The sequence below is a fragment of the Larkinella bovis genome (assembly GCF_042655385.1).
GTDB classification, from domain to species: Bacteria; Bacteroidota; Bacteroidia; order Cytophagales; family Spirosomataceae; genus Larkinella; species Larkinella bovis.
Genome location: NZ_JBHSMA010000002.1, coordinates 756,456 through 768,322, shown reverse-complemented (window position 1 = coordinate 768,322; position 11,867 = coordinate 756,456). Strand labels below are relative to the sequence as shown.

The 11,867-nt window shown below is 51.2% G+C and carries 12 protein-coding genes and 2 pseudogenes; 6 read left to right on the top strand and 8 right to left on the bottom strand.

All coding sequences use genetic code 11. From position 1 onward, the window contains the following. The first annotated feature begins 5 nt into the window (after positions 1–5). Both ACFPMF_RS10370 and ACFPMF_RS10365 read left to right on the top strand, forming a co-directional pair. Complete coding sequence (locus ACFPMF_RS10370) at positions 6–935, top strand: esterase-like activity of phytase family protein (RefSeq protein WP_379844097.1); 930 nt, start codon at positions 6–8, stop codon at positions 933–935. 224 nt (positions 936–1,159) lie between these two features. Then, positions 1,160–1,396: a hypothetical protein gene (locus ACFPMF_RS10365; RefSeq protein WP_379844094.1), complete on the top strand. Its 237-nt coding sequence runs from the start codon at positions 1,160–1,162 to the stop codon at positions 1,394–1,396. Between the two features lie 139 nt (positions 1,397–1,535). Here the strand turns inward: ACFPMF_RS10365 and ACFPMF_RS10360 are convergent, their stop codons facing one another. The 3 genes from ACFPMF_RS10360 to ACFPMF_RS10350 form a co-directional block, all read right to left on the bottom strand. Then, on the bottom strand, positions 1,536–2,342 hold the full coding sequence (locus ACFPMF_RS10360; RefSeq protein ID WP_379844091.1) for a helix-turn-helix domain-containing protein: 807 nt from the start codon (positions 2,340–2,342) through the stop codon (positions 1,536–1,538). A 66-nt stretch (positions 2,343–2,408) separates the two neighbouring features. After that, on the bottom strand, positions 2,409–3,296 hold the full coding sequence (locus ACFPMF_RS10355) for an oxidoreductase (protein WP_379844089.1): 888 nt from the start codon (positions 3,294–3,296) through the stop codon (positions 2,409–2,411). A 190-nt stretch (positions 3,297–3,486) separates the two neighbouring features. Further along, positions 3,487–3,879: a YpsA SLOG family protein gene (locus ACFPMF_RS10350; protein ID WP_379844586.1), complete on the bottom strand. Its 393-nt coding sequence runs from the start codon at positions 3,877–3,879 to the stop codon at positions 3,487–3,489. A gap of 46 nt (positions 3,880–3,925) precedes the next feature. On the opposite strand from ACFPMF_RS10350, the gene ACFPMF_RS10345 reads away from it, so the two are divergent. From ACFPMF_RS10345 to ACFPMF_RS10330, 4 genes and pseudogenes are all read left to right on the top strand, one after another. Continuing rightward, a complete protein-coding gene (locus ACFPMF_RS10345; RefSeq protein ID WP_379844086.1) occupies positions 3,926–4,441 on the top strand; it encodes a transposase family protein in 516 nt (171 codons plus the stop codon). A gap of 27 nt (positions 4,442–4,468) precedes the next feature. Beyond that, a pseudogene (locus ACFPMF_RS10340) lies at positions 4,469–5,041 on the top strand (transposase); the annotation flags it as partial. Between the two features lie 369 nt (positions 5,042–5,410). Beyond that, positions 5,411–5,578 (top strand): annotated as a pseudogene (locus ACFPMF_RS28035) (hypothetical protein); the annotation flags it as partial. 292 nt (positions 5,579–5,870) lie between these two features. Continuing rightward, positions 5,871–6,419 (top strand): C40 family peptidase, encoded by a 549-nt coding sequence (locus ACFPMF_RS10330; RefSeq protein WP_379844080.1) that lies wholly within the window; start codon positions 5,871–5,873, stop codon positions 6,417–6,419. Between the two features lie 10 nt (positions 6,420–6,429). Here ACFPMF_RS10330 and argB read toward each other — a convergent pair whose 3' ends face one another. The 5 genes from argB to ACFPMF_RS10305 all read right to left on the bottom strand — a co-directional run bounded on the left by argB (position 6,430) and on the right by ACFPMF_RS10305 (position 11,756). Further along, positions 6,430–7,221, bottom strand: coding sequence for an acetylglutamate kinase (argB, locus tag ACFPMF_RS10325; RefSeq protein ID WP_379844077.1), 792 nt, complete (start codon positions 7,219–7,221; stop codon positions 6,430–6,432). Beyond that, the gene (locus ACFPMF_RS10320; RefSeq protein ID WP_379844074.1) at positions 7,218–8,165 is read right to left on the bottom strand and encodes an N-acetylornithine carbamoyltransferase; all 948 of its coding nucleotides are present in this window, start codon (positions 8,163–8,165) and stop codon (positions 7,218–7,220) included. Before ACFPMF_RS10320 ends, argB begins: the two co-directional genes overlap by 4 nt. Positions 8,166–8,192: 27 nt before the next feature. After that, positions 8,193–9,320, bottom strand: a complete 1,128-nt coding sequence (locus ACFPMF_RS10315; protein ID WP_379844071.1) for an aspartate aminotransferase family protein — start codon at positions 9,318–9,320, stop codon at positions 8,193–8,195. A gap of 148 nt (positions 9,321–9,468) precedes the next feature. After that, positions 9,469–10,671, bottom strand: a complete 1,203-nt coding sequence (locus tag ACFPMF_RS10310; RefSeq protein ID WP_379844068.1) for a hypothetical protein — start codon at positions 10,669–10,671, stop codon at positions 9,469–9,471. 356 nt (positions 10,672–11,027) lie between these two features. Beyond that, complete coding sequence (locus ACFPMF_RS10305) at positions 11,028–11,756, bottom strand: alpha/beta fold hydrolase (protein ID WP_379844065.1); 729 nt, start codon at positions 11,754–11,756, stop codon at positions 11,028–11,030. Positions 11,757–11,867: the final 111 nt, after the last annotated feature.

Here is an 11,867-nt window from a genome sequence, read left to right as displayed (position 1 = left end):
GTTTCATGAAGATTTTCACCAGCCTTGTTGGTTTCCTTCTTGCTTTTTCAGCCCAAAGCCAAACGCTATCGTTCGTCTTCAAAGACTACCTGACGCTGCCCCGTAGCCGAAATCTGCATAATATTTCCGGGATCGAATACATTCCGGGTCGGCAGGAATGGCAACTGGCCGGTGATCGGGGGGAATTCTACCGGTTTCGGAACATCCGGCAATTGTCCGACTGGGTTTGTCAGGCCGATTCAAGTTTTCGAACAGGCCTTGCCGTTGAAGCCATTCGGTACGATGCTGCGTCGGATACGTATTTTTTTGCCGTCGAAAATAACGAGGAGTCGTACGTAGGCTACCGCAAACACGCCATGCCCCAAACCGGTGAATCGTTTGAACGGGTGCCACTCCCGCATCCGGTGCCCGTCAAAAAGAACAAAGGCGTTGAAGCCCTGGCGTTGACGAATCAGTACCTCTGGGTGGCTCCCGAAGCCGGTTCGGTCGAGGAAGCCCACGTGACGAATTCACTGATTCATTTTTACCGGTATAAAAAAACCGGTGGGTCGGTGGTGTTCGACGCTGAATTCAGCTACGAAATCGACCGAAATGTGTGCCCCAGCGAGGCACTCGGCGGTATTTCGGAAATTATTGCGCTTCCCGGCGACGAAACCCGGCTTTTGGTGCTGGAACGCTGTTACGAGAATACGACCAAAACCGTCACGGCTAAACTCTATGAAACGCAGGTCGACGACGCCAATAAAAAACTCATTAAACGGAATGATAAACCGGCTTTCGATTTCTCGAATCGAAACAGTTTTCGGCCCGACAACCTCGAAGCCATGACCTGGGCCGAAGACCAGGAAGGCAAAAAAACACTGGTTTTAATGACCGATGACAATACCGGAAAAAACCAGTGGACGCAGATTATTCTCCTCGAACTGCAACCCTAACGAAAGGTTAGTAAACGGCTCCATGTTTTATTTATCATATAATCCCTAACCGGACCCATTACACCCTATCCATCAGGTATTTACAAGCCTCATAAGGGCCATACGGCCCGAAAAACCGCCCCTATTTTTATTTGTTACTACTTTAGGTAGTGGAAACACTCAGTTTGAATTTTCTTGTTTTGGAAAATGCTTGACCGTTCAAGGAAGGGTTTTATTTTTGTGGTATGGCAAAGACAAACAGACCCAAAGACACCAATCAACTAGCAAAGCTGATTGCTGACATTGCGACCGGAGAAGCCGACAACGACACCCCCGAAGATACGAAAAATCCGGCTGCGGTTGCGCTAGGAAGGTTAGGAGGGCTTAAGGGAGGAAAGGCGCGCGCGTCAAAGCTAACCCCTGAGCAGCGAAAAGAAATTGCTCAGAAGGCGGCACAAAAAAGGTGGAAGAAGGAGGACTAGTCGTTATTTGAAGTAGTCAAGACTTAATCTGACAGTTTACAAGTTTTCTAACTTTAAACCAACGATTAAGTCTTGACTACTTCAGTATTTTGTAAGTTACCTCTGTTTACTTGCTTTTATTGAAACTGTTTGCAAATAATCAAAGTCGGGAAGGAGCGACGCCATAAAGCTTTTTGAATGCGTAGGAAAAGTGAGAAAGGTCTTCAAAACCAGTCTCTAGATACACTTCCGATGGCGCTTTCCCTTGCTCTTTGATCAGATAATGAGCGGCTTGTAGCCTCCGGTGCAATAGCCAGCGACGGGGTGATTGGTGAAATATTTTTTCAAAATCACGCTTGAAGGTAGCCAGGCTTCGCCCGGTTAAGTAGGCAAACCGTTTCAGCTGCACATTGAAATGGAAATTCTGGTTCATGAACCCTTCAAGGTCAATTTTGCCTGGTTCACTAAAATCGAAAAGGATCTGTTTCAAGCCAGGGTTGGTCTGCAGCAAAATCAGGATAGCCTCCTTCAATTTTAGCGCCATCAATTGTTGACTACCGGGTGGCGAAAATTCCTGATAAGGCAACAAGGAATCAATGTAACTGGCCAGCAAAGTGTGAGGCTTTAATGTTACAACCGCATTGTCAGCTTGATGTGAAGCCGCTTCATAACCAAACTCCATACAGAAATTACGCAGCGTCTGTTGGTCCAGATAAATGGATATGGATTTGAAATCACCATTTTCCGGCGGTTGCTTGTTAAACTTGGCAAGCGTATTTCGCTTGGAAAACGTGAAATCGCCTGGTTTGCAAACATATTCCCGAACACCGTCATTGAGGAAAAGGGTGCCTGCGATCTGGTAGCTAAGCACGTGCTCAGGCACAAACTGCTCGCCTTCCCGGCTGCGGGAATGGTAGCAAGAATATGCGATCTGTGATAACCCGCGGTCTTCTGTTGGCTGGCTCATTTGAATGCTAACTTAAAAAATAAAACAGCCTTGCCGAATGATTTCGTTCGGCAAGGCTGTTTTGGTTTAAATCCCTTTCATTGCCCGGTAGGCTTTGCCGAACTGGGATTCAAAGAAGTTTTCAGCTTCATCGTGATCCGTCGATAGGCTCACAGGCATCCACTTTTCAAGCTCAGCCTTCCTGTTTGCATCTGCCTGTTGTAAAATGCCAACGGCCTCACTACCCAAGACGAGGTGCAATGGGGGCTCGGGATGGTTTACAAGCTGGATCATGGCTTTGGCTGCTTTGTCGGGATCACCAACCGGAACAAAATCGCCGCTTTCCAGAAACTTCGTAATGCCGCCAATGGTGTGTTCATACCCTTCGATTTCGGGTGCAAAACTCATCGAAGAACCCGCCCAGTCTGTCCGGAATCCACCCGGCTCAACAGACGTTACTTTAATTCCAAACGACGCAACTTCTTTGGAAAGCGCTTCACTAAACCCACTCAGCCCGAATTTCGCAGCCTGGTAGATGGTGAGCCCAGCGCTACCCACGCGGCCGCCTACTGAACTGATCTGCAAAATATGACCCGAGCGCTGCTTGCGCATGTGCGGCAAAACGGCGCGCGTCACTTCAATGGGAGCATAAAGATTTGTTTCCAGTTGGCTGCGGACCTGCTGATCCGTAAATGCTTCCGCTGCCCCGGTAATGCCAAAACCAGCATTATTAACCAAAACGTCAATTCTTCCGAAATGCTCAATAGCGTTCGCCACGGCTTTATAGATCTGCTCTTTGACGGTCACATCCAGCTGGATCGGGTGCAACTGATCCGGATATTGCTGCACCAAGTCGTCTAATTGTTTGGGGTTACGTGCTGTGGCAGCAACCTGATCGCCATTTTTGAGCACTGCTTCTGTAAGGCTTTTTCCCAATCCACGGGAGCTGCCTGTGATAAACCAAATTTTTGTCATTGTGTTTCCGATTTGAAATTATGGAACAAAGGTCGCCCGGAATCACGAAGTCAACTTTGTTATAAAGCTCAAAAATAGTTTGTTGAAAAGCTCATGGAATTTTGTCGCCTAATCGAGCCCTTGGCTAGACCAGCCCCGTATGACTGATTACAAGTCAGTAGTTCATTTCAACCTGATAACGGAAGGAAGGCTATTGACTGTGTTCCGATAATGCCAACCGCAGCGTTTCCCGAATCCCTTCCGCTTGTTTGGCTAGCAGTTTACTACCCCGGCTCCCGGCCACGTTCAAAACCCGTATCTCGAATTTCACCAGCCACTCCTTCAGTTCAAAAGCGGTCGGATTGACCAAATGCGGTTTTCCAACCTGTTGAGCGGTTTCAATCGTCAATCTGGTTCCGCCTGATTCGGGATCACCAAAGATCACCGTCCCGTCGGCATCCCGGACGTTCTGTTTTGTCCGGACGGGGTAAGATGCCGAATGGCTTTCCACCAGACCGTATTCCGCCAGTTCCGGATTGGACCCTGATTCGGTTTTATAGCCTTTGGGGGCGGTACTGGCTCTTACGCAATCTGTGTGTAGCAGAGCTTCCTAATTGTTATTCAGTCTGTATCATGACTGGATCGATCCTATGGACTCGTTTGCTTTGCCATTCCATTTACCCGACTTCCTGGTTTCAGCCTGTCAACCGACGGACCATGGCTATCGCTTAGTGGCTTATTCTACTTTGCTTCAAGCAGCTTGCCCCTGCTGCGGTCAGCAGTCAAGGTGTTTCAATGGGTTTTATCGCCGAGATGTGGCGGATTTACCCAGTTGTGAAGCTCAACTCCAGCTCCAACTTTTTGTCCGACGCTTCCGATGCGCAAATCCCGCTTGTCGGCGACGGACTTTCAGTCAGGTTGACCCTGCCTGGTTGAAGCCACAGGCTCGACGAACGAACCGCTTAGCACTTGCTCAGCTTCATGTGGCCATGGCTCTAGGCTGGCAAGCCGGTAGTCAATTGCTAACTCAACTTCACATGCCCACCAGCCGTGATACACTGCTACGCTTGATTCGCCACTGGCAACCTCCGGCATCCTCAACAACTCGTATAGTAGGTGTTGATGACTGGGCCATACGGAAAGCTGAACCTATGGCACAATCCTGACCGTCCGCGGCTGCGGTTGATTTACAGACTCATCGCCCAGTCGACCTGCTAGCAGGTCGAACCGCTGAAGGGTTACGCGATTGGTTGGTAGACCATCCAGGTGTAACCATCATTGCCCGAGACCGCTCCTCGGAATACGCTCGTGGCGCTCGGCAAGGGGCTCCGGATGCTCAACAGGTAGCCGATCGGTGGCACCTAATCCAAAATTTACGCATCCTCTTGGAAAGAATAGTGACCGGCTGTTATCAGCGTCTACGGAATTTGTCGCCACCTCAATGGCCTTCAGCGACTCCTAGGATTAAAGGCCTTCCTTTCAACTTACACATCTACTCGCAAAATGAACTAACGGCTAAGGATGCCAGTCGAAAACAATGCCTGCTGCTTTACCGAAAGATTAAACGATTGCAGGCCATGGGTTACTCAATCCGCCAGATGAGTCGAATTTTGAAAGTCACCCGATCAACCATTCGTCATTTTGCGTTAGCCGAATCATTTCCCGACCGAGCCCGTTATCCGGCACGCTCAAGTAGACTGGCTCCCTTCCAGGATTATTTAGAAAAGAGGTATCAGGAAGGATATTGCAATGCCCAGCAACTCTGACGGGAGATTTGCCAGCAAGGCTATCAAGGCTCGGACAATCAGCCCACCCGATGGTTATTTCTACGCCGAAGTCAGGAGCAAGATGATGAGTTGTTATCCATTTCGTTGATCAGAGATCCGATGTCGCTTCCTTCGCCCAAAATGCTGGCACAGTTGATGGTGAAATCTGCATCCTGGCTGGGCAAGTCGGACCAGCAGACGATCAAACGAATCTGTCAAGATTCGATCATTGCTCAAGTCTATTCATTAGTGGAAACCTTCACCCGAATGATTCGACAGCAGGGTGTGAATCTTCTGGACGATTGGCTAAGAAGCTGTCGACATTGTCCTTCCAAATTATTACAGCAGTTTGGTCGAAAGATAGAATATGACTATCAGGCAGTTCGAGCGGCTATAACATCAGAGTGGAGCAACGCTCAAACGGAGGGGCAGGTGACCCGGCTCAAACTATTGAAGCGACAGATGTATGGGCGGGCCAAGCTGGATTTATTGCGCCAACGGATTCTCTATCGCTATGATAACACACAGATTGCGTAAGAGCCAAAATGGGTAGTACTTCATATTTCCTACATCAAGCACCTCCTTTCTTCTATCATATCTTATTTTCCTATATTTTTCATAGCCTTTCTAAAAGGCAAGGTTATTTGGAAAATAAGTAAAATGAAGATCAGAGTCAAGAAAAAATTAAAATTTGAAGCTGGCACCGTAGCCTAAGAAATAAATTCAAACTGAGACACTACCCTACTTTAACAAATTCAATAAATTGTTTGGACTTTTTAGCGAACGGTTCTATATTTAAAGATCGAAACTTGACTTGACCTACTAATTCATGATTAGAAAAGTGCTCCTGACGGCGCTTTGCGTTGTCTCGTTTGGCATTGCTCAAGCCCATCGCCCGCTAAAAAAAGTCATTAAGAAACCATCGGCCAACCAACCTGCTGTCGCCGATTCGACCCAAACCGGAACGGCTTTTTACGACCGGATTCCACTGGTCCACGACGTTCTCGGTTACGCCAAAAAGTACCTTTCTTCGCGCTACCGTTCCGGCGGCTCTTCTCCCAAAGGCTTTGATTGTTCCGGTTTCACCCGGTTTTGCTTCAGTAAATTTGGCATTACATTACCGCATTCCAGCGCAGCGCAAGGCAATGTCGGCGTTGAAGTAGAGCAGGAAGTGGCCCGGCCCGGCGATCTGATTTTCTTCAAAGGTCATAGCTCGCGCAGCCACCAGATCGGCCACGTGGGTATGATCGTCGAAATCGTGGGGGATCGCATCAAGTTCATCCACTCAGCCTGGAACGGCGGGGTGCGGTACGACTGGCTGCACGCCAGCTATTACCAACGGCGGTATGTCGGCATCCGCCGGGTTATTGGCGGTTAAGCGGAACGGCTTAAACGGTTGACTGCAAAACCGTTCCGACGCCACTCCCACTGACCGCTTCGGCCACCTGGTTGGCATGGCAGATGATCACCTTTTTCACGCCTTTTTCCAGCGCCCGGAACGCGTTGTCCAATTTGGGAATCATGCCTTTGTTGATGACGCCTTTGTTTTTATAATCGGCGTACGTTTCGGGGGTTAATGCAGAAATCACGCTATCGTCATTCTCCGGGTCCGACAGCACTCCCTTCTTCTCGAAGCAATACACCAGCGTCACCTCGTTCCGGATCGCCGTATCGACCGCAATGGCGGATGCCATCGTATCGGCATTGGTATTCAGCAGATTACCGGACCTTTCATACGTCAGCGGGGCAAAAACCGGCACGAGGTTCTGCCGAATGAAGTACTGGATCTGGCCCGAATTCACTTCTTCGATATCGCCGACAAACCCGTAATCGATAGCACCCACCGCCCGTTTTCTGGAGCGCACCGTATTGGCATCCGCCCCGGTCAGACCGATGGCATCGACGCCAATAGCCTGTAACTGCGCCACAATCTGTTTGTTGACCAAACCGCCGTACACCATCGTCACCACGTCGAGCATCGGTTGATCAGTAATCCGACGCCCCTCCACCATCGTGGTCGGGATACTCAGTTTCTCGGCTACCTGCGTGGCAATTTTCCCGCCCCCGTGAATCAGAATTTTATGGCCCGGAATGCCGCGAAATGCCGTCAGAAACTGTTTCAGCACGTCAGGATTATCGATAACATTCCCGCCTATCTTAATAATAATCAGACTATTCATAAATTTTGCAATACGCCTTTCAACACCGCCTGCGCCGACCATTCGCGGTTGGCGGCCTGTTCGATCACGAGCGATTGTGGACTATCCAGTACCTCATCGGTGACTTTCATGTTGCGCCGAACCGGCAGGCAGTGCATGAATTTGCCGTTATCGGTCAGCCGCATTTTGTCCATCGTCACCATCCAGGACGAGTCCTGGGTCAACACCTGTCCGTACTGCTCGTACGACGACCAGTTTTTTCCGTAAATAAAATCAGCCCCTTCAAACGCTTCGTCCTGGTTGTGCACCACGCGGGCCTTTCCAACAAATTCCGGGGCCAGATCGTAGCCATCGGGATTGGCAATGACAAATTCGACATCCCGGTGGTTCATCCATTCGGAAAACGAATTGGCGACGGCCTGCGGCAGTGGTTTGAAGTGCGGCAACCAGGTGAGCACAACTTTCGGGCGGGACCGGACCTTGAATTCTTCGATGGTAATGCAATCCGCCAGCGATTGCAGCGGGTGGCGCGTGGCCGATTCAAGGTTAATAACGGGGACTCCGGCGTATTTTCTGAACTGGTTCAGAACCACTTCCTGGTAATCCTGTTCGCGGTTTTTCAAACCGGCAAACGCCCGAACAGCCACCATATCGCAGTATTTACCGACAACGGCGGCTGCTTCCTTGACGTGTTCGGCCTTATCGCCGTTCATGATGACGCCTTCTTCCATTTCCAGCCCCCAGCTATCCTGCCCGACGTTCATCGTGATGACGTTCATCCCGAGGTTCTGGGCGGCTTTCTGCGTACTCATCCGCGTCCGCAAACTGGAGTTAAAGAAGATCAGGCCAATCGTTTTGTTACGGCCCAGGGCCTGATCGGCAAAAGGATTCTGTTTAGCATTCAAACCCTCCTGAATGAGGGCATTCAAATCGGTTACGTCGTCGTACGTTACAAAATGGGTCATTTCAGGTAGCAAAGTCGGGGTTAGCGGTTACGAAATTACGCGCACTTCTTTGCTCAGGGCTTCCAGAAAAACATCCACCTCCTGGCGGCCCAGTGCCAGCGAAGGCAACAACCGAATGGTATGCTTGCCCGCAACGCCCGTAAAAATATGATGCTCGAACAACAGGGTGTTCCGCAGGGATTCGACCGGAAAATCGTATTCGATCCCGATCATCAGGCCCCGGCCCCGCAGCTCTTTATAACCGCCAATCTGGCGAATTCCGTCCATGACATAGGCCCCGATCTGGGCGGCATTCTCAATCAGGTTTTCTTCCTTCATGATGTCCAATACCGCAATTCCGGCCGTACAGGCCAGGTGATTGCCCCCAAACGTCGTCCCGAGCAAGCCGTAGCTTGCTTTGAATTTGGGCGAAATCAGCACCCCGCCAATCGGAAAACCGTTGCCCATACCTTTCGCCATCGAAATCAGGTCCGGGGTAATGCCACTGAACTGGTGGGAGAAAAACTTGCCCGACCGGCCGTACCCGCACTGCACCCCGTCCAGAATCAAAACCGCACCGGTTTCGTCGCATTTCTTGCGCAGGGCCCGGAGGAATTCGTCGGTTGCCACCTGAATACCGCCCACGCCCTGAATGCCCTCGATAATCACGGCGCAGGTTTCGTCGGTAATCCCGGTCTGAGCGGCTTCGGTATCGTTGAACGGCAGAAACGACACGTGTTCGTTGTAATTGACCGGCGCAACAATCGCCGGGTTATCCGTGGCCGCTACCGCCCCGGCTGTCCGGCCGTGGAACGCTTTTTTAAACGCGACCACTTTTTTCCGGCCAGTGTGAAACGAAGCCAGTTTCAGGGCATTCTCGTTGGCTTCGGCCCCCGAATTGCAAAGAAACAGCGCATAGTCCGGATAGCCCGACAGAGCGCCCAGCTTTTCCGACAGTTCTTCCTGCTGCGGAATCCGGACGGAATTGGAGTAAAAGGAAATCCGGTTCAATTGCTCCGTCAGTGCCCTGACATATTTCGGATGCGTGTGACCGACCGAAATAACCGCATGGCCACCGTACAAATCGAGGTAACGATCCCCCCTGGTGTCCCATAAATAGCTGCCCTGCGCCCGAACGGGTTCGATGTCGTAGAGCGGATAGACGTTGAAAAGCATTTTGAAACAGGATTAAACGAATTACGAATTTCAGGCACTTGATTTTCAGCTTGCAATTTTACGCATTCTGGCGGGAAATCTTTGCTAAAAATGTAAAAAGCAGGCCCAGCCGCCTGCTTTTTCATAACCAAGAACCGGGCGCAGACGTTCAAAGCCGACCGTCCGGTTTCCGGTCTGCGGTTAAAGCCACGATTTGTTCCGGTGAAAAAGGAGCTTCGAACAGGTCTTTTACCTCGTGGTAACAGCGGAACAAATCCGCAATATAGTGGATACGCTCCGGCAAATCGGCCCAGTCGACCGCGCCGGTTTCCAGCAAACTATTGACCGTTGGATCGATTTGCAGCAGCAGTTCGTGCAGGTCTGCATTGGTGATCAGGCGCAGGGAAGCCGGAAATCCGACGGTCAGATCCCGACCCAACCGCAACCGGACATCCGGCGGAAAACTCATCGTCATCAATTGCTCGGTCACCACCAACCGAATCTGCCGGTGCAGCAGTTCCACCAGGGCTTCGATAGCCCGGTCGAGCGGTGCGATTTGACCGAACACATCCAGGAATAAAAGCCGTCCCCGCAACAGCCAGCTATCCGCCGGAAAAATCAGGTCGAGCAGTTGTTTTTTCAACACCGCCGGATCGACCGGGGCGAGGTCGAGCGATTCGGCAATTTCGGGCTGCAGGCGCGTCTGTTCGTGAAAACCGATTTCCAGGTTTGCCAGCAACTGCAACTCCGCCCGTTTTTTCGGATCATCTTCAAAAAAAGAGTGGTAGTAGGCCGTAAAGGCCTCACGGAGATACTGCTGACCGTCGGGCGGGCTTCCCGGTTTGAGACTCTGTAAAAACCGGTTGAGATTCTCCACCGTATACGTTGTATCGGCCCCGCAAACCGCCATAAAGCGGGCAAACTCCCGGCCGATTTCCACAAAAACCTTGCGGTTACCCCGGCTGACAGCTTCGCTGGCGCGGTTCAGGGCCGACACCACCACACGGTCCCAGATGAGTTTCCGAATGGTGTCCGGATGCTGTCTGGCGCCCAGTCGGCGGACCAGTTCAACCAGTTTCCGGATGGCTTCCCCGGCTTCCGACTGAATCCGCAAGCGGGCTTCCAGTTCGCGGACTGCGTCTTCCCGGCGAATCGTCTGGCCTGCCTGTTTGGAGGCCCAGGTTGCAAAAGTACACCAGTTGGCTCCGTCGCCCGCTCGTTCGGCGAAGGCCGCTGATAACTCATGGTAACAGTGGGTAATCTGTAAATTCCGAACCACCGGATCACTCAGCGCACCAATGCGCTCGACATCGGCGACAGTGGGCAGGCGTTTGGTGCGTAGGGGCATATCGTTCATTAGGACTTCCGTCATCGGTTTGCTGTTTATTTCGGCGCCCAATGTACGGTAAATCCCAAAGGATCAGCCCGATGATTTATTTTTCGGTTAACCCGTTCCGGGTCGTATTCTGGCTTTGGAATCCCTAACGCAAAAGCGGTGCCGGGCTCCCCCAACACCGCTTTTCCTACCCGGTTTATTGATTTCCATGCAATAACTACCCAACAGGCCCTGTATCAGCCCACAGCTAAAGCTGTGGGGTAGAAGAGAAACCAACTGGTAACCAAACCGTTAAAACGATTGTTCATCCAGGCATCAGGTAGCACACCCGGTTTCATGCCGAGCTGCTAAAGAGCCATTCCGGCGGTTATTGAATGCAAATCCATCAGGTCTTATACTTTACCGATAAAGTCCTGAATGGCTTTAGTCACCTCTTCCGGGCTTTCGATCACCCCCAGGTGACCGGCGTTTTTCAGGACAACCGTTTCCGCTTGTGGCACCTGGTCGAACAGTTCCTGGCTTTTATCGAACGGCACGAGCTGGTCCTGCTGACCGGCAATAAGCAAAACCGGAAACGTTGCTTTTTGCAAAACCGCTACCCGATCAGGCCGGGCGGCAATTGATTTCACCCCCGCAATGAGAGCCTCTGTTGGCAGGGTTGAGAACTGCGATACGTACTTTTGTACTTCGTCGGCCCGGTTCTGGCCAAAGCGTTCGCCAAACATTTTCGGTACAGTTTGTTCGATAAACGGCGCGGTTCCCTTCTCCTGCAGGGATTCGACGGTTTTCTGCCGGGCCTGTTTTTTTTCGTCGGTATCGGCAAAGGCCGTCGAGTTGAGCAGCACCAGGCCCCGAACCAGATCCGGGTGTTGTTCGGCAAACGCCAGAGCGATATAACCGCCCATCGAATGCCCCACCAGCACGCACGCTTGTACCTCGGCAGCCCGCAGTTGGCTGAATAAATCCTCAGCGTATGCTTCAATGGTTTCGTGGTGGGTTTGCGCCGAAAAGTCAGGTTTTACAACGCTGTAATCGCCGGACAGGCTTGCCTGAAGCGCATCCCAGATGGAGGCATTGACGCCATGACCGTGGAGCAGCACTATAACGGGTTTATTACGCATGTTTCAATGGCTTTAAAAGTGGTTTATTCTAAAAACCACACTGGTTAAAAACAGTTTGGCGTAGCCACCAGTCACGAAACTGATGGCTACGCCATAAAGATGCTGTTCCGG

Bases quoted from the DNA above. Each gene is read 5' to 3' on its own strand.
- ACFPMF_RS10355 (WP_379844089.1), bottom strand. From the start codon at position 3,296: ATGACAAAAATTTGGTTTATCACAGGCAGCTCCCGTGGATTGGGAAAA.
- ACFPMF_RS10320 (WP_379844074.1), bottom strand. From the start codon at position 8,165: ATGACCCATTTTGTAACGTACGACGACGTAACCGATTTGAATGCCCTC.
- ACFPMF_RS10370 (WP_379844097.1), top strand. From the start codon at position 6: ATGAAGATTTTCACCAGCCTTGTTGGTTTCCTTCTTGCTTTTTCAGCC.
- ACFPMF_RS10310 (WP_379844068.1), bottom strand. From the start codon at position 10,671: ATGACGGAAGTCCTAATGAACGATATGCCCCTACGCACCAAACGCCTG.
- ACFPMF_RS10360 (WP_379844091.1), bottom strand. From the start codon at position 2,342: ATGAGCCAGCCAACAGAAGACCGCGGGTTATCACAGATCGCATATTCT.
- ACFPMF_RS10305 (WP_379844065.1), bottom strand. From the start codon at position 11,756: ATGCGTAATAAACCCGTTATAGTGCTGCTCCACGGTCATGGCGTCAAT.
- ACFPMF_RS10315 (WP_379844071.1), bottom strand. From the start codon at position 9,320: ATGCTTTTCAACGTCTATCCGCTCTACGACATCGAACCCGTTCGGGCG.
- ACFPMF_RS10365 (WP_379844094.1), top strand. From the start codon at position 1,160: ATGGCAAAGACAAACAGACCCAAAGACACCAATCAACTAGCAAAGCTG.
- ACFPMF_RS10330 (WP_379844080.1), top strand. From the start codon at position 5,871: ATGATTAGAAAAGTGCTCCTGACGGCGCTTTGCGTTGTCTCGTTTGGC.
- ACFPMF_RS10345 (WP_379844086.1), top strand. From the start codon at position 3,926: ATGGACTCGTTTGCTTTGCCATTCCATTTACCCGACTTCCTGGTTTCA.
- argB (WP_379844077.1), bottom strand. From the start codon at position 7,221: ATGAATAGTCTGATTATTATTAAGATAGGCGGGAATGTTATCGATAAT.